Raw genomic sequence first — 18,794 nt, forward strand, 5'->3', positions numbered from 1 at the left:
CTGCCACCGCCCAGGGTCGTGCATTCCATCTATAACGCGAAATCCTGATCTGAGGAACCGTGTGCCTTAATTGGGCTAGCACGGGTCTGTGGGGGAGCCGCCCGGCAACGGGCGGCTCTACCCGGAACCATGAACTCACTGATGGGAACTGGGACTACCTGCTAACGCTCTTGCCCGCAGACTGGCAAGAGCTGGCCAAGACCTCCGGCGGTGTGCGCCGTCTGCGCGGCGCCACCTCGGTGAGCAGCTTGCTGCGCACCTTGTTGCTGCACATCGCACATGGTTGTTCGCTGCGCACCACCTCGGCGGTGGCCAAGGCTGCGGGCTGGGTCAGCATGTCTGATGTGGCGCTGCTCAAAAAGCTCCGCGCTTGTGAGGGTTGGTTGCGCGAGCTTTGCGCAGGCTTGCTCAAGGACAGTGGCATGAGCCTGCCCCAAATGCACCGCGGCCTGCGCATGCGGCTGGTGGACAGCACCATCATCAAGGAGCCCGGCGACACCGGCAGTCAGTGGCGCGTGCTCTACAGCCTGCGCGTGCCCGACTGGCAGTGCGATTGCTTCCGGCTCACCTCGGCCAAGGGTGCAGGCAATGGCGAGTCACTCAAATACTTCGCCATCAAACGCGGCGACTGCCTGCTGGCTGATCGAGGCTTCAGTCATCTCGCCGGCATCGACCATGTGCATCGGCACGGCGGCAGCGTCATCGTGCGGCTCAACGATCAGAGCACACCGTTGGAACTCGCCGATGGCAGCCCGGTGGTGTTGCTCGACTGGCTCGGGTGCCTCAGTAAACCCGGACAAGTCGGCGCCCTGTGCGTCTGGCTGCCTGCGCCAAAGGGTAGCAAAGAACGCATCCCCGCGCGGCTTTGCGCCGTGCGCAAGAGCATCGAAGCAAGTGCGCTGGCGGTGCGCAAACTCAAGCAACGCGCCACGCGCAAACAAAACACGCTGCGCGAGGTGACCCTGGAGCACAGCGGCTGGATCGTGGTGCTCACCACGGTGGGCGAGGACATCCTGAGCGCGTCCGAGGTGCTTGAATGGTATCGCGTGCGCTGGCAGATCGAGCTGGCATTCAAACGGCTCAAATCACTCGGAGACGTCGGACACATGCCCAAACGCGACGCGGCATCGAGTCGAGCGTGGGTGTATGGGAAGCTGCTCATCGCGCTGCTCAGCGAGAAGATGCAACGCCACGCGGCGGCCCTTTCCCCCTGGGGCGGACGTTGGCTGGAACAAGACTCGCCAGCGGAGTTTCTGGCGTGAGGGCGAGGTGTTGCTCAATCTGCTGCGCGATGCGCTCTGGCCCAGGTTGCAGATCAAGGACTGTCTCGAAAACTGGCACGACCTGCAAAAGGATCTAGCCGAGGGCAGACGCACAAGAGTTCCGCGCATCAAACTTCTACTAAGTTAGCGCTTATGGAGCTGGCTTGTGTTTCGCATCACTGGCGCGTCCCCCATCGCTTAGCAAACTTCTCTGACATGTGGAAGTCGGCCCTGGCGGTCGCTGATTGGCAAACGTATCTGGTTTTAGCGTCTTCAGATCATGGCGCAGACGCCTGAGTGGTGAGCGTGAATACACCGTCATCGCTCTTCGCTTGCGTGACTTTGGTCGAGGTGCTTCCACGCGATTGCAACATGGGTGCGGCGGGTTCGACGGCTGGACCGTGACCTGGTGCGACTTGGACTTGATCCAGGACGAGACCTGCGACGTTGTCACAGACGAGGGCGGGGCGGGCATCGGGTTTGACGCAGGTGATGCGCACGTTCTCGAGCTTCAGGCCTTTGACGTGGCGAAGATAGAAGCCAAAGGAGGGCAGGTCGCCAAACATTTGGGCGTCGGGGTATTTGGTGGCTTCCTCGGGCACTTCACGTTGGGCTTTGTCGGCGGACTGGCTACCGGTGACGGTGAGGTCGATGCCTTTGAGCGTGAGGTTCTCCACGGGATGATCTGGCAGTCCCGCGATGGAGGAACTCCAATCGCGGGCTTGGGGTGAGGTGGCTTTGAGATTCTCGATGAGCACATCACGCAGGCCGCCCGGTTGTTTGGCCCCATAGCGCAGGCGAGCGCCCAGGCGGATGAAGATCGGCGCTCGTGCTCCGCTGAGTTGCAGATCCTTCAGCGTGACGTGCTCGATGCTGCCGCCGTCCACGCATTGTAGGGAGACGCCACCTCTCGTGCCACGGGCGTCTGGGGCGGTGATCGTGCTATTGGTGAGTTCGATGTCGTCAAATTTGCCGGCTGTCTCGGTGCCGATTTTGAATCCGTAACTGGGACTCGATAATTGGCAGTGGCTGATGCGAACATGCTCGCAGGTCATGTTCTTGGGGTTGGTCTTCAACACGATGGCGTCGTCGCAGGTGGTGATGGCGCAGTGGTCGATACTGACGTGGCTGCAACCGACGAGATCAAGGCCATCGGTGTTTGGCCCAAAGACCGAGTTTCGGAGCGTGAGGCCTTGGAAGCTCACATGGTCGAAGGACTCCGTTAGAATGCTCCAGCCGGGCGAATGTTGCAGCGTGAAGCCTTCGAAGTGCAGGTTGGTGCAGTTGCGGAAGAAGAGGAAGAACAGCCCGGCCTTTTCGGTCTCGGGGCGCTTCTTGTAAAACAGCCCGGCGGATTTGGTCACCGTCCAAAAGGCATTGGAAGGATCGTCTATAGCCTGTCCGTCGATGGTTCCCGGCCCTGTGATGGTGATGTTCGAAGCATCGTGAGCCCACAGCAGATAGTGCTGCCCTTGATACTCTTGCGGCGTGGGCGGTCCGAGCAAATGGGCGCCCTCGCTGAGGCGCAACGTGATATTGCTGCGCAACTCGATGCGGCGCGTGAGAAAGCGTCCCTTGGGGATGACCACGACGCCTGCGCCATCTGCGGCGGCTTTATCCACAGCCTGTTGAATGGCCTCGGTGCAATACGCGACTCCATCCGGCACGGCATTGAAGTCCATGATGTTGAAGTCAGCAGTATCGGCGCTGCCAAGCCGTATTAGCAAGGCGGCCATTGCAAACGCGCTACGTCGGAAGAGCGGCATGGTGAAGGGAAGCATGAGAGTGGAAGTTTGCGGCTAAGGGTTGAAGGGGATTCAAGGTGCGGAGGGTTTGTAGTTAGAACGCGGCCAGGTCGTCTTTAGAGTCATCGCTCAAATGAAGCGAACCCTCTTCGAGTTCCGCATCGGGTTTGCCTAGGGCAGCCCAGGGTGCGCCGGGAAGCGCTTTTGCGTCGTATTGGATGAGCCACTCGATGTTCTCAGCGGCATGCACTGCGACCAGCGTAGCTGGTCGCCACGGCTGTGAGCAGGAATAGGATGGGTTTCATTTGGTGAATCGGATACGGGCTAGATAAATGGCGGTCGGCTGGTGTTCTTGGCTGGTGGGTTGCGGATTGCCGTCTTTGTCTTCGTGGTTGGAATAGTAGCTGACCCACAGTTCATCGTTGTGCCACACCATGCCTGGGTAGCCGGTGTCGGTGCCGCCGCTGGGGAGTCTCAGCGCGATGTCGTAGTGCTCGCGGTCCATGCTGGCGATGACGGTGGAGTAAGGCTGCCGAAAGCTGCGGCCTGCCGCGATGAGCGAGTTGTCGGGCAGCACGATGAAGTTCGGCCCGCCAAAACGGTGCTCTGTTTCATGCCATGTCCACTCGCGATAGGGCGGCCGGCTGCTGCCGATCCAGCCAAAGTAGTTGCCGCGTTCCCGCCGCACCATGGCGATCATTTCACCATCGGGGCGGATGCGGACGGTGGCTTCGTTGGGACGGCCCGGCACGTCGAGGTGGGTCACCGTCTCCCACTTCAAGCCGTCGGTGCTGGTCACCAGCTTCACCTTCCACGGATAAGGACCGGGCGGCACAGGGCCGTTCGTTTCCGCCGCTTCCGCCACCTTGGGATCGGGGTGTTCGGCACGCTTGTAGGGATAGCTGATGCCATAAGCTTTGCCTTCATGCCAATCGACGCGCCAGAGCCACTGTCCCTCTTCGAGAACTTTGGCTGGCTTGGTCCAGGTGAGGCCGTCGGTGGAGAACATCACACGCGGTTGCTTCGTCTTCACCGGCGCGGGTTTCTGCGACAGGTCGTATGTCAAACCTCCCGCGATGATCATCAACTGCCCATCCGGCTTGATCGAAAACTTCGGGTCGCGCAAATCAATGTCGTCCTCCTCGATGAGCGCTGCCGAAGTCCACGCGACGCCATCGGGCGAACGCAGGACGCGCACCTTCCCGATGTCCGCCGTGTGAGCGATCCCTTCGCGGAAGCAGCAGAACCACTGGTCCCGAAAGCGGGTGAGATCGGTGAAGGAGTTGTATTGGGCCTTGTCCCAAATACGCTTCGATTCGACGAGGACGGGCTTGCGATCCTCAGCGGAGACGGAGGACACGAGGCAGAGGAGTGCCGCGCTGAGTGTGAGGGTGTGCTTCATGATTACGTTGGCGAATACACCCGCAGCACCCGCATTTGCGCGAGGGATTCGTGGCCAACAAAGTAAAGGCGTTTACGCTCAGGCTAAAACCGCCCCATGAAAACCGACCGTCGCTTCTTCAAAGAACGCCGCTTCCGCCGAGTCCGTGCTTCAGGGCGGCAAGACCTGTTGAGCGGCCTGATACCAGGGAAAACAGTGGCTACTGCCGCACGGGTGGGGTGGGGCTTATGGGATGTTTTCAGCGAGATGTCTCAGCGTGTTGCGCCACCATCGCGATGGCGCGGCTATCGATGGAGGCGGATTTGCCGCGCCATGACAATTTCTTGACCCAACAAAAAAACTGTGACTCTTGCGCGAAACAAAGAACACCTAACACCTTGACCATGCCTCTCGATTCCTCTCCCGCCCGCCTTGCGTTCGAGACCGCGCTCCGTGAGAGCGAGCCGGGTTTCGAGACCTTCTTTCTGGCGCGGTTTTACAGCTTGGAGTTCTCGTATCTCGACGCGGCCTGCATCGTTCGGTTCCCGGTGCATGATTTCATGTTCAACCCGCAGGGCTGTCTGCATGGCGGTGTGACTGCGTTCGTGCTCGACGTGAGCATGGGGCACCTGCTCCGGCACACCTTGGGCGTGCCGGGCTCTACGATTGAAATGAAGACCCAGTATTTCGCGCCCATCCGCGGCCCCGTGGCTCGGTGCGAGGCGCGTTTCCTGCACCAGGGGCAGCGCACCCATTTCCTGGAGGCGAAGATGTATGATGCTGACGAAACGCTGGCGGCGGCGGCCACCTCGACGTGGAGTGTGCGGAAGCCCGCAGCGACCGAACCCTAACCAGCGCGTGACGCAGACGAGCAAAGAACCACTAACATGAAGCCAACCATCCTATCCTGTGCCGTGACCGGGTCGTTTACGACGCGCGAGCAAAATCCCGCACTGCCGGTCACACCTGCTGAAATCGCCGAGGCGTGCATCGGAGCGGCGAAAGCCGGGGCTGCGATCTGTCATATCCATGTGCGCGATCCGGAAACGGGGCGCCCGAGCATGAACCTCGAATACTATCGCGAGGTGGTGAAGCAGATCCGCGCCAGCGACACCGATCTCATCATCAATCTGACCACCGGTCCGGGCGGACGATACCTTCCGAGCGATGATCAACCGGACGTCGCGGCTCCAGGGACATTGTTCAAGACGCCGGAAATCCGCACAGAGCACATCGTCGAGCTGCAGCCGGAGATCTGCACACTTGATCTCAATACGATGTGGTTTGGCGGTGGGGCGGTGATTAACAGCCCTCGCAACGTGAGACTCATGGCAGAGCGCATGTATGCTGCGGGTGTGAAGCCCGAGTTGGAAGTCTTCGACACCGGGGATCTGGTGCTGGCGCAGGACTTGGTGGCGGATGGAACGTTGAAGGTGCCGGCGCTTTTCCAGATCGTCACTGGCGTCAAATACGGCATGCCGTCCACGCCCGAGATGATGTTACTCGCCAAATCACAGTTACCGAAAAACTGCGAGTGGGCGGCCTTCGGTGCCGGTCGTCACGCATTCCCCATGCTTGCGCAGGCCTTCATTCTCGGCGGTCACTGTCGGATCGGCATGGAGGACACCGTCTATCTGGCCAAGGGGGAACTCGCGCCCAGCAACGCAGCGCTGGTCGAGAAAGCCGTGCGGATCATCCGCGAACTCGGAGGCAAACTCGCAACGGTCGCGGAAGCTCGCGAGCTGCTCGGGCTCAAGACACCTGCGGCGCGTCAATAGTCCCGGCCATTGTTTCAGATCTAGCCAAGCGAATAACCTGCACAAATTCCTCCAATGTCTTACCAGTTTGAACCTGCGGAACTGTATCGGATGCCAACGCATTTCGGCCCGGCGACTGGTCCGCGCCGTGGCCCCGATGGCCAGCGCTTTGCCTGCAAGGACACGCCGAAGACCACGGCCATCTCGGTGAGTTTCTTGAGCCGCCAAGAGCAATTGAGCGCTCTGTTGCCGCCGGGGTTTTCGCTCGGGGCTGAGCCGGTGGTGACGGTCACGGCTACTTACATGAAGGAAATCGAGTGGCTGGCGGGTCGCGGCTACAACATGCTCGGTGTCACGATTCCGGCCATCTATCACGGCAAGGCAGGTCTGACGGCGGGCAGCTTCCTGCTGGTGCTCTGGGAGAACTTGACGGAGCCAATCATCACCGGACGGGAAGAGCTGGGTTACTCGAAGATCTTCGCCGACCTGCCCGAACCCGTGACACGCAACGATGAGCTGCACTGCGCGGCGAATTGGGATGGCTTCCGATTCATGGACCTTTCGGTGGGCCAACTCCAACCGCTCAGCGCTGAGCAAATCACTGGCAACGCCGTCGCCGCCAAGAGTGCAGGCACGCTCCATTACAAGTATATGCCGCGGACCGGCGAGCCGGGGCGAGCGGATGTGCAATACGCCGTGTTAACGCCAATCGCGGTGCCGAATCGTGTCGTCACATCGATGTCGCGCGGGCAGGGAAAGCTGCAGTTTCATCTGGCGCGGTGGGAGGACATGCCGACGCAATACATGATCGTGAACGCGCTGCACGCTCTGGACGTGCTCGAGTATCGCGGTGCCACTGTCTCCCACACCGTGGGCGGCAAGGATCTCAGCGACATGCAGATCCTCCTCGCGCCGGAGGGACCAGCGACGAGCCTTTAAACATCATGACAACAACTCTCGAACCCTGCCCCAATTTCATCGCCGGCGACTGGACCCCAACCAACGGCGGCGGCACACCCGTTTTCAATCCTTCAACCGGCGAAACCATTGCGGAATGTCCCGTCGGTTCTGTTGCCGACGCAAACGCTGCTGTCGAAGCCGCGCACGCCGCGTTTCCTGCGTGGATGGAAACGCCGCCTGTCGAGCGCGCACGGATTCTCGGACGATTCAAGGTCTTGGTGGAAGATCATTTCGAGGACATTGCCCGTTGTAACACGCGCGAGCACGGCAAGACACTTGTCGAATCGCGTGGCGATGTGAAACGCGGCATGGAGGTCATCGAGTTCGCGCTCGGCGTGCCATCGTTGCTCATGGGCGATGTGCTGGAGAACATCGCGCGCGGCATTGATTGCGAAGCCATCCGCCAGCCACTCGGCGTTTGTGTCGGCATCACGCCCTTCAATTTTCCCGCGATGGTTCCGTTGTGGATGTATCCCATCGCCATCGCTTGCGGCAACACGTTCGTCCTCAAGCCGAGCGAAAAAGTTCCGCTCACCGCCATCAAGATTGCCAAGCTGCTCGAACAAGCCGGACTGCCGAAAGGTGTGATGAATATCGTCCACGGCGGGCGCGAGGTCGTGGATGCGCTGCTGACGCATCCGAAGGTCAAAGCGATCTCATTCGTCGGCTCCACGCCGATTGCCCGCTACATTTATGAAACCGGCACGAAGCACGGCAAGCGTGTGCAGTCCAATGGCGGCGCGAAGAACTACGTCATCCTCATGCCCGATGCCGACGTGGAAAATTCCACCCGCGGCGTCATCGAAGCCGCGTTTGGTTGTGCGGGCGAACGTTGCATGGCAGGCTCGACGGCGGTCGTTGTGGGCGGCGCGGAGAAGACCCTTTTGCCCACCCTCATCGAAGCCACCAAGCGCATCAAGGTCGGTCCCACCGACCGCGAGACGCAGCCCGACATGGGCGCAGTCATTACAAGTCAGCATCGTGACCGTGTTTTGGAATTGATCGAAGCCGGCGTGAAGGAAGGCGCAAAGATACCCGCCGACGGTCGCGGCGTGAAAGTCACTGAAGCGCCCAATGGTTTCTACGTCGGCGCGACGATTCTCGACCACGTCCAGACCGGCATGACGGTGGCAAAGGAGGAGATTTTCGGCCCGGTGCTGAACGTGATGCACATGGAGGATTTGGACCAAGCCATTGAGCTGGCGAACCGCTCATTCTACGGCAACGGTGCCGCCATCTTCACGCGCAGCGGCAAGGCGGCGCGTGAATTTAAGCATCGCGTCAACTGCGGCATGGTCGGCATCAACATCGGTGTGCCCGCTTCGATGGCGTGGTTTCCGTTCAACGGTTGGAACGATTCGTTCTTCGGCGACCTTCACATGCAAGGCCGCGAGGGCGTGCAATTCTTCACACAGCAAAAAGTCACGACGAGCCGTTGGTTCAGTTATGGCGAAGGCGACATCTGGCATACCGAAGCAAAGAAAGCCCATGTATAACCTAAAAGGAAAAGTAGCATTAGTCACCGGTGCCGGTGGCGAGCGTGGCATCGGCCGCGCCATCGCGCTGCGCCTCGCGCAGGAAGGGGCGGACGTGGCGGTCAACGACATCCACGCGGCATTGGCGCCAGGAAGCAGTTGGGGAGGCATGGCCCAGGTTGTTGGTGAAATCGAAGCCTTGGGTCGGCGGTCGGTCGGGATCGTTGCTGATATTGGTGACGCCACCCAGGTGCAGGCGATGATCGACCAAGTGATCGCAACCTTTGGCCGGATCGACATCCTGATTAACAATGCCGCAGCCCGAGCTGGCCGCGACCGCGTGCCGGTGGTGGAACTGGACGAGGCGGATTGGGATCGAGTGCAGCGTATCAATGCCAAAGGCACCTTCCTTTGCAGCCAGGCCGCGGCCCGCGCCATGCTCGCCGACCCGACCTCAGCTCGCGGGGGCAGGATCATCAATATCGCCTCGACCGCCGGCAAGAACGGCTCGGCGCGTTACGCCGCGTATTGCGCCTCAAAGTTCGCGGTGGTGGGTTTCACGCAAAGCCTAGCGCAAGAGTTGGCCCCGCATGGCATCAATGTGAACGCGGTCTGCCCGAGCCTCGTCGTCACAGAGAGGATCGATGATATCGCCACTGCCCTCGCGCCCTCGAACCTCACGCCCGAAGATCAACGAGCCGCATTGATCACACGGGCCTCAGGGCTTTCGCCGCTCGGGCGCATGGCCGAAGTCAACGACGTATCCGCACTGGCCGCGTTCCTCGCTTCGTCCGAATCCGACTATCTCACCGGCCTCGCCATCAGCGTGGCGGGTGGCGGCCAGATGCACTGATCACGCCAGTCGGTGGGCGCGAGGAGGATCGGCAGCCCTCAGGATGGCTGAAGCTAGTGCTTCCGAGCCTTGAGGGCAGCGATCACGCGCGGCCCATCGTGCTTCAGCAGCGCCTTCACATCCAGCACGAGACCGGGGAAGACTTCGCTGCGGAGCTTGCCGCCGGCCTCTGTGATCTCGACATACTCCTGATCCACGAGGCGATACCAGCGAACCTTCTGCTCGGTGGTGAGCCACACCAGATACTCTTGGATGCCATTGCGCCTGTAGGCCCGCAGTTTGTCGTGCAAATCCACCGACGCCGTGCTTGCGGCGACCTCGCACACCAGCTCAGGCTTGCCACAAAGGTAGCCCTTGTCGTCGAGCCAGACGCGCCCGCCCTCGCAAGGGGCACTGCAGAGGATGGAGTCAGGTTGCGGCGCGTTGTCGGCATCCAGCAGCAAGGTAGCATTGGGATAGAACTCCAGTTCGGGATGTTCCAGAGCATACGTGAACAGCCATCCGTGCAGGAGACCATCTGGTTTGGCGTGTTGGAGGGCGCGGACGGGTGAGGGCATATGGACGATTCCTTCAATGAGTTGAGCCTTCTTCACCTGTCTCATTCGCTCATACCGGCGCATGAACTCCGACACCGTCAGACGGTCACCGTTCTCCAGCACGGCCACGGGCTCGGGCTCGCGCAGGCTGCTCATAGGCAGGCTGCGCCGACCGGCACGACGAGGAGGGAGGGTAGCAACAGGCATGCCAGCAGACTAGCGCCAAGGCTGCGACGCGCAAGCTTGCGATGGGTGTGTGGCTATCGGCGTTGCTCGTCACTTCCTCCCAAGCTGGTCTGGTGGAGGACTGAAACGAAGTGTTCCTGAACGCGATCAATGAGGCACGGTAGCGCTCAGCCCACCGTCAATCACAAGTTCCGTCCCTGTGATATAACTGGCCCGATCCGAAGCAAGGAACACCGCAGCCTCGGCGATATCCCAAGCCGTTCCCATGCGGCCCAAGGGCACCACCTTGTGCCGCCGTTCCTTCATCTCCTCCAGCGAGCATCCGGCGTAGGCTCCGCGCAGGACGACTTCGATCCGTGGTGTGTCGATCAATCCCGCGACGATGGTATTGGCGCGGATCCCATAGGAGGCGTAGTCGATCGCGAGGGTCCGCGTGAAAGCAATCGCCGCAGCCTTCGTGGCCGCATAGGCCAGCGATGAATAACCCAAATGACGGAGGGCGGCGATGGAGGACGTCGTGAGGATGACTCCGCGGCGGCGATCCATCATTCCGGGCAATACGGCCTGCGCGGCCACATGCAGAGAGGTGACATTGGCATCCTGGATGCGCCGCCAGTCGGCCGCACTGGTATCGCGAGCATCGCCGCTTTTCGACAAGCCGACATTGTTGTGCAGCACGTCGATGGGCCCAAGTCGCTCAGTGACCTCGCGCACCAGTGACTCGAGCGAGGTGTCATCGAGGACATCGACTTGGAATGCCTCCGCCGTGCCGCCTTCACTGCGGATGATCTCCACGGTTTCCACAGCGGATGGCAGGTTGAAATCGGCGACGGCGACTCGTGCACCTGCTCTCGCGTAGGCGAACGAAATAGCCCGTCCAATGCCCCACCCAGGGGCAATCGAACCGCCCCCGATCACAAGGCACAGGCGTTCTGTCAGAATTTTTTCTCGCAAATGGATATCGCTCATCAGCACAGTCTAGTGAGCCGCTCGGAGCATCGCAATCTCGAATGAGACCTGCTGGAAGTTGCCATTCATCTTGCCTGCAACTGCAATCCCAGGCAGCTATGTTGATCCCGAAATGTCCGACAATAAATCCAACCCCACCGAGCCGCCCTACCCGCCCGCATCCTATGCTTGGTATGTGGTCGGGGTGCTGACGTTCGTCTATATTTTCTCGTTCATTGATCGCACCATCTTGAACCTGCTGGTCGGGCCGATTCGCCGTGATCTGGATATCAATGACACGCAGATGAGCGTGCTCATGGGCTCGGCTTTCGCGTTGGCCTATACCTTCTTCGGCATACCCCTCGGTCGCATGGCGGATACCAAGAACCGGCGTGGATTGATCGCGGTGGGTTTTGTCGTCTGGAGCTTGTTCACTGCCGGCTGCGGAGTGGCAAAGAACTTCTGGCAGATGTTGCTCATGCGGGTCGGCGTGGGCTTGGGTGAGGCATCGCTCTCACCAGCGGCCTACTCCTTGATCTATGATTACTTTCCACCGCATCGCCGCGCGACTGCGCTGAGTGTTTACGGCACCGGGATCTATCTGGGCGGAGGACTCGCGCTGCTGCTGGGTGGCGTGGTGATCAAGCTGGCCTCGGGGCAGGAATCGTGGGCCTTGCCAATCATCGGAGAAACCAGGCCGTGGCAGATTATTTTCCTGCTGGTGGGATTGCCCGGCATTGTCTTCTCACTCCTGCTTTTCACCGTTCGGGAGCCAATCCGCCGGGGCATGCGGCAGGTGCGCGATGCCGCTGGTGCCTTGCAACAAGTCGAGACTCCACTGCGGGAAGTCATCGCCTATATCAAAGCGAATAAGGTCACCTTTCTCTGCCATAATCTGGGGATTTCACTGTTCGCCGTTTCAACCTATGGCTCGAAGGCGTGGATACCGACGTTTTTTGTCCGCACACATCATTGGACGTCTGCAGACATTGGCATTCAGTTCGGCATCATCCTCGCGGTGTGTGGAACGATCGGCATCATCAGCGGCGGGCGACTGGCAGACTACCTGGCGTCGCGCGGTCATCGCGAGGCTAACCTGCGTATCATGTCGCTAGCCCCGATCTGCGCTGCTCCGATCAGTCTAGTATTTCCGCTGGTGGAAAGCCCGACGCTCGCGCTCGCGCTGCTGGTGCCCTTGATGTTTCTCATGTCAGCACCCTATGGCTGCGCACCGGCGGCCATCACGCAGATCATGCCCGCGCCCATGCGCGGACAGGCAGGGGCGCTCTACCTTTTCGTCAATGTGTTGGTCGGGCTCGGCTGCGGACCCACGGCGATCGCGGTCGTGACTGACTACTTCTTTCACGATGACGCCATGCTGCGGTATTCCCTGGCCATCGTGACTGCCACCGCGCAAGTGGCGTCAGCGATCATCCTTTGGTTTGGGTTGAAACCCTTTGTCCGCAGTCTTGACCGGCTCAAGGAATGGAACACCGCGCATGCACCTGAGTGATCTCCAAACCAGCCATTGCGATGCCGTGACTTTTTTGCCCCGACCACCCTTTTTCCCATGAGCAAAGTATTCTCCAACGCCAAGGCGGCCCTTGATGGGTTGCTCCACGATAACATGACGATCGCTGCCGGAGGCTTCGGTCTCTGCGGCATTCCAGAGAACTTAATCGCCGAGCTGCGCGACCGTGGCGTGAAAGGGCTGACCATCATCGGCAACAATGCTGGCGTGGACGACTTCGGCATGGGCATCTTGCTCAAGACCCGGCAGGTGAAAAAGGTCCTGGCCTCCTATGTGGGTGAGAACAAGGAGTTCGAGCGTCAGGTGCTCGCCGGCGAACTCGAACTCGAGCTGGTGCCCCAGGGCACTCTCGCCGAGCGGCTGCGCGCCGGTGGCGCGGGCATTCCCGGCTTCTACACGCGCACCGGGTTCGGCACCACTCTGACCGAGGGCAAGGAGACCAAAACATTCGACGGCAAGGCCTATGTGCTCGAACCCAGCATCACGACAGACCTCTCCATCATCAAAGCGTGGAAGGGCGACCGCTCCGGCAATCTTGTTTTCCGGAAGACCGCACGGAACTTCAATCCCATGATCGCGACCTGCGGCCAAGTCTGCGTGGCCGAGGTCGAGGAACTCGTCGAAGTCGGCGACCTCGATCCCGACCAAATCCACACGCCCGGCATCTACGTGGACCGCATCATCCAGGGCTCGAACTACGAGAAGCGCATCGAGTTCCGCACCGTGCAGGGCAACGCCTCGCCGAAAAAGGAATCCCCCGTTCGCGAACTGATGGCGAAACGCGCCGCGCAGGAATTGCGCGACGGCTACTATGTCAACCTCGGCATCGGCATCCCAACGCTCGTCGCCAACTTCATCCCCCAAGGCGTCAACGTCACCCTCCAGTCTGAGAACGGCCTGCTCGGCATCGGCCCATTTCCAACTGACGACCAAGTCGATCCCGACCTGATCAACGCTGGCAAGCAGACGATCTCGACGATTCCCGGCTCAGCCTTTTTCTCCGGCTCCGACTCGTTTGCCATGATCCGCGGCGGCCACATTGACCTGTCGATTCTAGGCGCGCTCGAAGTAGCCGCCAACGGCGACATCGCGAACTGGATGGTGCCTGGGAAAATGGTGAAGGGCCCCGGCGGAGCGATGGATTTGGTCGCCGGTGTGCGGCGTGTGGTCGTGGTCATGGAGCACTGCGCCAAGGACGGCAGCCCGAAGATCCTACCGCAGTGCACGCTGCCCATCACGGGCAAAGGCGTGGTCAGCCTGATCATCACCGATCTCGGTGTGTTTGAGGTGAAGCCGGGCGGAGGCCTCGTGCTGACGGAACTGCATCCCGGCGTGAGTCTCGACGAAATACGCGCCCGCACCGGCGCCCCGTTCGAGGTGGCGTGATGATGTCAGGGGGCGAAAAAAGGGACGGGGGCGTGGTTTAAGTGTCGAAGGAGAATATTTGATATGGTTTACGCATCTGCCTCGGCTGTCACTTAATTGAATAACGATTTCACCAGCGTTGACCAGCGTGCTTTCGCTTCCCAGGCTCCCCAGCCAACTCCGCCCGGTGACGCCCAAGAGCATCGCCTCGAGCTACCGATCAATCTCCGCGGCATGACACCGCGCGGCCGAATCCAAGGCGTCCGCCCCATCGATCCCACTTAACAAAAGCCGATTTCGGAGGTTCGCGAAGGGCGACTGGTGTTCGTCCCCGCTGCTGTGAGACGCTGACAGCGGTCAACCCTTCCACGAACCAGGGACGTTGCTTCGCTGCGACGAGAACTGGAATCCGATCGCTCGGCCAACCCAAGTGAGAATCCTCCGGCCAATCAAAGCGAGACTTGGTGGCAAGGGGCATGCAAAGTGCAAGACGACTTTAGCTTTACAAAACGAGATCGCGAAGCAGTTGTGGAAGAACGGTCCATGTGTCCATGTAGGTCTGTTCCAGAGGCACGTTGATGTAGAAATCGTTGTGCAGGAACAATGGCATTTCGGGAATGGGCTTTCCTATTGCAAAAGGTTCAATGAACGCCGTTTTTATGGGCGCGGCTTGATAGGCCGCGAGCGTTAACTTGCGATCGTTGGGTAACTCAAAGGGTTCATCGGTGATCTCATCCCATATCGCCTTGTGAATGCCTTGAGGATCGCGGGGGCCGGGTGGGAATGGGTCGATGACGAGCAGATTGATATTGTCGTAGAGCAGGTGGACAGTTTTTTCTACAAAGGAACGCAACGCGTGACGCGAGTCCTTGTTGCCAGGACAAACTAATTCGACTACGGCGAGAACCTTGCCGAGCGAGTGTCGAACCACCACTCGATGTGCCTTCGCGGCGTATCGTTCGGCTTCCAACGGAACTACAAACTGCGTCTTCGGTTGCGGTGGGGCTTCGGTCATCGTGGCCGCGCTACGACCTTCGGTTGAAAAGCTGATGTGATTTTGTTGGAGCGCGACCACATCTGGCTCAGTACCGCCGATGACTTGCTCGGCCATCGCGATCGTCCCCTTGGGGAGCAGCCCAGCGTTCAGACGATTGGTTATCGCTGACAACCAGAGATAGTGAAAATTATGGTAGATCCCGGCTCCAACCCGGGACCAGTCGTGCATCGGCATGTTCAGCCCCTCGGTTCAGTGGGTCTTGCCTAAAGTCGGCCAGCAACATAGCTGACCCCCAGTCTATCAGGGGAGACCACTGTGTAAAATGGACCCCGCCTCTGCTTCGTTGGGGGAGGTGACATGCGGCAAACGACGATGGTTGGCAGTAACATCAGCGTTATGGCAACGGTTAGCAGCACGCTCGCATGTGGTCCCATGGCTCGGGCTAGAAGGACATAAGTGGGTCCATAGAGTATTGCGGGTACGATACAACCTATCAGGCCCAAATTGTCATGGAGCGAAGCCCACTTGGCACTGATCCTTTTCGCGTCGAACAATGGCGATTCGAATATGAGCAGCACTGCTAAGACTGCGGAAGACCAAAGCAATAAGTACGCACCGCCAGGTAATCGCTGGCAAGCTGTACAACCTATCAACAACAACGCCCCAATCAACCCAATGAGAATTTCGGCTCGCGAACACACCGTCGACAACGTTCGTCCCAAGACCATTACGATCATGATGGCTGCGGCCACGAAAAATAAACAGTAATACTCGTAGTATTCTACAAAGCGACGCGGCAGCATTTCGGAGGCCGCCATGCCGCCTGCGATGGCCCACCCGGTCAGACCGCTTGCGAGCAGGGCCGCAAAGATGACTCCGAAAACCAGCGTGCACTTGAGCCAGTTCGATCGAGACCGAACCAAGAACCAACCCGTCATCCAAATCGCAGTTACCACGCACAGATGCACCCAATTCCAATAGGCGGGATAGACCACCAGACCGAATCCGAAGATGTCGAAGAAGACCGCCGGTTCCGAACGCTCGATCGATTTCAATTCGTCCGCTGAGAGTCGATCCAGACGACGAACGAAGCTCATCCCATGCGATGCAAAATGTTGAACGCTTCGAGGACTCAAATGGTCCATCGAATCATCAGGCGTATGATAGCGCTCAGCCCCGCCAATCACCGCAAAATTCCAACCCGGACAGCCTTTCTTTTGAAAGACCGTAAAATCGGTTCCATTGGGCAATCGTTGATAGATGTTGACCATGAGGCTCGTTGAAACGACTGGCGAAGCGAGTGCTTTGGCAGCCACTCGCATAGCGTGCAGATTATTCTCGTGAGTCTCGTACAAGAGCACTGCTCCGCGATCGCCTCGCGCGTCGAAATTTAGAACAAGAGGAGTTTCTTGCCCCCATGGAAATTCGCTCCGCTCCATCAAATCCGCTGCCCCTACCAGGCCAAGTTCTTCGGCGTCGGTGAAGACGCACCATAGTTCATACTCCAGTGGTTTGTTCTTTAAGACACGCAATACTTCCAGGATCGCGGCCACGCATTGCCCTGCATCGCCGGCCCCAGGTCCATGGGGACACGAATCGTAATGCGTTACCAGCATCACGGGACGAACCCTCGGCTTGCCTTCAATCCGAGCAACGATGTTGACCATGCCTTTTTGCGAACGCTCTTCGTCTTCGTTTTCCGCCAGGGGCAATTGCCACGTCTGTGCTGACAGTTCGTTAAGCGCTCCCAGCAAGCGTACCCGCACATGCTCATTCTCTTTCGATCCGGCTGCGTGCGTTTTCTGCTCCTCGCCAAGCAGCATGTCCAACGTTTCCAACGCACCGGCTGCGGAAACAACGTCGGACCCATTTGGAACCAAACCGGGTCCAGAGTAGCGAACTGCCCCATAAAGGGCTGCAAGGACGAAGAGCGACAGAGACATCCACCACCGAGATTCCGCTTGCCTCTGACTGGACAACTCGGTCATGTCAGTATCGGCAGCGGTGCAGACATGGGAGCCATGGCGGCCTTTCTTGCCAGTTCGCGGACAAGCGAGCGAACTATACGCTGCATCGCATCATGACAGATAGGCTCTTCGAGCGCGGCCGCCAGACTGCCTTGATCTGATTTTTGACGAAGCGAAATATTCAGTGGAACCTCCCCCAAGAAGGGCACTTTCAATTCTTCGGCCTTGTCGCGAGCCCCGCCTCGGCCAAAGATATCGTACTGTTTGCCACAATCAGGACAGACAAAGCCACTCATGTTCTCAACCATGCCCAAAATCGGAATCTCCGTCTTGCGAAACATGGCGATGGCCTTGACTGCATCCAGCAATGCGACCTCTTGCGGAGTGCAAACAACCACCGCCCCGCTGAGCGGTAGCATCTGTGAGAGCGTCAAGGCGATGTCACCGGTACCAGGCGGCATATCGATGATCAAGTAGTCGAGTTGCCCCCAATAGGTATCGCGAAGAAACTGATTGATTGCACCATGAAGCATGGGACCACGCCAGATGACGGCCTGATCCTTCTCGATCAGAAATCCCATCGACATAACCGGCATGCGGCCAGCATAAATGGGTACAATCTTTCCGTTCTGTATCTCTGGCCGACCCGAAAGCCCAAGGAGATGAGGAATGCTGGGCCCATAGACGTCGGCATCCATTAGTCCCACGGTGGCACCGGCTTTTTCAAGCGTTAACGCAATGGAAGCCGCCAGTGTGCTCTTTCCAACCCCTCCCTTGCCCGAACCGACCGCGATCACGCTTTTTACTGTAATACCTACTTGGCCGATCGTCGCTGGCGGTCGATCCAGCGTATCCACCTTCATTTCGACGCGAGCCAACTCGGGCACCGTGGATCGAATCACCTCGGCTACGCTCTCTGAATACTCATCGCGCACAGGCGAACTGTGCGTGCTCAACTTGATCGTGCATTTTACGCTGTTGGCAGACGCATCGTATTGGATCTCGCCCACTTGGCCTGTCTTGCTCAACGGCCGACCGGTCTCAGGATCACGCATCCGGCCAACAGCCTCTTGGATTTTGGAAAGAACAGGATCATCGCTCATTGGATTACTCGATGGATTACTCGACAAAATTCCCGGTAAAACGCTCAATTGCGCCAAGGCAGTCGATCGACCAACCCCATCGTGATCGGATGGTTGCCACCAGAACGGCGCGGGGCTTGTTCGGCCAATCGAGGCACGATGCGTTGCATCCATGGTATCTGGTCGATGACGATCTGGGCACCCGCCTCAAGCAATCGCGCGTCCGATACTAGTTCCCTCTGCGTCACATAAACGCAACGAACGCAGGATCTCTGACGAGCTTGAACACGTCGCAGAGCCTTGCAGGCTCCAGCGAGATCTTCTTCGGCTAGGACCAGAGTGAACAAACCAGCCTTCAACTGCTCTGAAAGGCGACCGGCTTCTTCTACCGAGGAAGCTTCCTGGATATCCAGACGTACATCGCGGTCCACGTACTCAGCCTGCAACATCCACCTAAGCGCCGCCGATACCGTCCGGGCTGGATCAAAAGTCACCCACACCAACGATTCACCCAGCAGCCGACAAGGCGTCCTGTTCATACGGCAGAACTCCGAAGACCGCCGAGTATCCGAAGCAGGCGCTCAGCCTCGTGCCTGGTTGTTGAATGCTCCATCACTGCCTTGCGGCCTTGGAGCCCCAGGGCTCGCGCGGCTGGCAAATCCGAAAGCACCATTTCGAGCTTTTCGGCCAGAAGTCGTGGATTTTCAGGTGGAACCAAGTGGCCGCCACCAAGCCGATCAATCAACTCG

At 59.3% G+C, this 18,794-nt stretch carries 17 protein-coding genes; 8 read left to right on the forward strand and 9 right to left on the reverse strand.

The window, feature by feature from the left end; translation table 11 throughout:
• The first annotated feature begins 86 nt into the window (after positions 1 to 86).
• The gene (locus tag ACKVY0_RS10075) at positions 87 to 1,262 is read left to right on the forward strand and encodes an IS4 family transposase (protein ID WP_409214703.1); all 1,176 of its coding nucleotides are present in this window, start codon (positions 87 to 89) and stop codon (positions 1,260 to 1,262) included.
• A gap of 278 nt (positions 1,263 to 1,540) precedes the next feature.
• On the opposite strand, the gene ACKVY0_RS10080 is transcribed toward ACKVY0_RS10075, so the two are convergent.
• Both ACKVY0_RS10080 and ACKVY0_RS10085 read right to left on the reverse strand, forming a co-directional pair.
• Positions 1,541 to 3,043 carry a glycoside hydrolase family 28 protein gene (locus tag ACKVY0_RS10080; protein WP_409214688.1) on the reverse strand — a complete coding sequence of 501 codons (1,503 nt, stop codon included), beginning with the start codon at positions 3,041 to 3,043 and terminating at the stop codon, positions 1,541 to 1,543.
• A gap of 265 nt (positions 3,044 to 3,308) precedes the next feature.
• Positions 3,309 to 4,409, reverse strand: coding sequence for an exo-alpha-sialidase (locus tag ACKVY0_RS10085; protein WP_409214689.1), 1,101 nt, complete (start codon positions 4,407 to 4,409; stop codon positions 3,309 to 3,311).
• A gap of 383 nt (positions 4,410 to 4,792) precedes the next feature.
• On the opposite strand from ACKVY0_RS10085, the gene ACKVY0_RS10090 reads away from it, so the two are divergent.
• From ACKVY0_RS10090 to ACKVY0_RS10110, 5 genes are read left to right on the forward strand one after another with little or no spacing between them, the layout of a single operon-like run.
• A complete protein-coding gene (locus ACKVY0_RS10090) occupies positions 4,793 to 5,239 on the forward strand; it encodes a PaaI family thioesterase (RefSeq protein WP_409214690.1) in 447 nt (148 codons plus the stop codon).
• A 36-nt stretch (positions 5,240 to 5,275) separates the two neighbouring features.
• On the forward strand, positions 5,276 to 6,166 hold the full coding sequence (locus ACKVY0_RS10095; RefSeq protein WP_395724398.1) for a 3-keto-5-aminohexanoate cleavage protein: 891 nt from the start codon (positions 5,276 to 5,278) through the stop codon (positions 6,164 to 6,166).
• A gap of 54 nt (positions 6,167 to 6,220) precedes the next feature.
• A complete protein-coding gene (locus ACKVY0_RS10100; protein ID WP_409214691.1) occupies positions 6,221 to 7,084 on the forward strand; it encodes an acetoacetate decarboxylase family protein in 864 nt (287 codons plus the stop codon).
• Positions 7,085 to 7,089: 5 nt separating this feature from the next.
• The gene (locus ACKVY0_RS10105; RefSeq protein ID WP_409214692.1) at positions 7,090 to 8,601 is read left to right on the forward strand and encodes a CoA-acylating methylmalonate-semialdehyde dehydrogenase; all 1,512 of its coding nucleotides are present in this window, start codon (positions 7,090 to 7,092) and stop codon (positions 8,599 to 8,601) included.
• Positions 8,594 to 9,433, forward strand: a complete 840-nt coding sequence (locus ACKVY0_RS10110) for an SDR family NAD(P)-dependent oxidoreductase (protein WP_409214693.1) — start codon at positions 8,594 to 8,596, stop codon at positions 9,431 to 9,433. Before ACKVY0_RS10105 ends, ACKVY0_RS10110 begins: the two co-directional genes overlap by 8 nt.
• 53 nt (positions 9,434 to 9,486) lie before the next feature.
• Here ACKVY0_RS10110 and ACKVY0_RS10115 read toward each other — a convergent pair whose 3' ends face one another.
• Both ACKVY0_RS10115 and ACKVY0_RS10120 read right to left on the reverse strand, forming a co-directional pair.
• Positions 9,487 to 10,176, reverse strand: a complete 690-nt coding sequence (locus ACKVY0_RS10115) for a Uma2 family endonuclease (protein ID WP_409214694.1) — start codon at positions 10,174 to 10,176, stop codon at positions 9,487 to 9,489.
• Positions 10,177 to 10,302: 126 nt separating this feature from the next.
• Complete coding sequence (locus tag ACKVY0_RS10120) at positions 10,303 to 11,124, reverse strand: SDR family NAD(P)-dependent oxidoreductase (protein WP_409214695.1); 822 nt, start codon at positions 11,122 to 11,124, stop codon at positions 10,303 to 10,305.
• Positions 11,125 to 11,236: 112 nt separating this feature from the next.
• Between ACKVY0_RS10120 and ACKVY0_RS10125 the strand changes: the two genes are divergently transcribed.
• Together ACKVY0_RS10125 and ACKVY0_RS10130 are read left to right on the forward strand one after the other, a co-directional pair.
• Positions 11,237 to 12,616: a spinster family MFS transporter gene (locus ACKVY0_RS10125; protein ID WP_409214696.1), complete on the forward strand. Its 1,380-nt coding sequence runs from the start codon at positions 11,237 to 11,239 to the stop codon at positions 12,614 to 12,616.
• 57 nt (positions 12,617 to 12,673) lie between these two features.
• Positions 12,674 to 14,020, forward strand: coding sequence for a 3-oxoacid CoA-transferase subunit B (locus ACKVY0_RS10130; protein WP_409214697.1), 1,347 nt, complete (start codon positions 12,674 to 12,676; stop codon positions 14,018 to 14,020).
• 481 nt (positions 14,021 to 14,501) lie between these two features.
• On the opposite strand, the gene ACKVY0_RS10135 is transcribed toward ACKVY0_RS10130, so the two are convergent.
• From ACKVY0_RS10135 to ACKVY0_RS10155, 5 genes are all read right to left on the reverse strand, one after another.
• On the reverse strand, positions 14,502 to 15,224 hold the full coding sequence (locus ACKVY0_RS10135) for a DUF4058 family protein (protein WP_409214698.1): 723 nt from the start codon (positions 15,222 to 15,224) through the stop codon (positions 14,502 to 14,504).
• A gap of 35 nt (positions 15,225 to 15,259) precedes the next feature.
• Positions 15,260 to 16,939, reverse strand: coding sequence for a M28 family peptidase (locus ACKVY0_RS10140; RefSeq protein ID WP_409214699.1), 1,680 nt, complete (start codon positions 16,937 to 16,939; stop codon positions 15,260 to 15,262).
• 41 nt (positions 16,940 to 16,980) lie between these two features.
• Positions 16,981 to 18,066: an Mrp/NBP35 family ATP-binding protein gene (locus ACKVY0_RS10145; RefSeq protein ID WP_409214700.1), complete on the reverse strand. Its 1,086-nt coding sequence runs from the start codon at positions 18,064 to 18,066 to the stop codon at positions 16,981 to 16,983.
• 44 nt (positions 18,067 to 18,110) lie between these two features.
• Positions 18,111 to 18,584: a hypothetical protein gene (locus ACKVY0_RS10150; RefSeq protein WP_409214701.1), complete on the reverse strand. Its 474-nt coding sequence runs from the start codon at positions 18,582 to 18,584 to the stop codon at positions 18,111 to 18,113.
• Positions 18,581 to 18,794 (reverse strand): glycosyltransferase (locus ACKVY0_RS10155; protein WP_409214702.1); only part of this gene is annotated, 214 nt, incomplete at its 5' end. The genes ACKVY0_RS10150 and ACKVY0_RS10155, both read right to left, overlap by 4 nt.

It is taken from the genome of Prosthecobacter sp., assembly GCF_046154365.1.
Classification (GTDB): Bacteria; Verrucomicrobiota; Verrucomicrobiia; order Verrucomicrobiales; family Verrucomicrobiaceae; genus Prosthecobacter.